This window comes from Monashia sp. HAY1-5C, from assembly GCF_056755255.1.
Genome location: NZ_JBPGXG010000403.1, coordinates 1 through 266 on the forward strand (window position 1 = coordinate 1; position 266 = coordinate 266).

Below are 266 nucleotides of genomic sequence, written 5' to 3' on the forward strand. Positions count from 1 at the left end.
GCTTTATCCAGATGTTCTCTCTTATGAGCTGCAGAAAGCTGAACTCTGATTCTCGCTTTTCCTTTCGGCACAACAGGATAGAAGAACCCGATTACATAAATTCCTTTATCCATCAGTTTTTCAGCCATTTTCTGAGCCAAAGGAGCATCATACAACATTACCGGAACGATCGCCGCATCACCATCAGGAATATCAAAACCTCTTGCTTTCATCTCTGTTCTGAAATATTCTGCATTTTCCATAACTTTATCACGAAGAGAAGTATC

General features: G+C 40.2%; 1 protein-coding gene. It reads right to left on the reverse strand.

The window, feature by feature from the left end; translation table 11 throughout:
• Positions 1-266 (reverse strand): aminotransferase class I/II-fold pyridoxal phosphate-dependent enzyme (locus ACR9ZK_RS22205; RefSeq protein ID WP_481344107.1); only part of this gene is annotated, 266 nt, incomplete at both ends.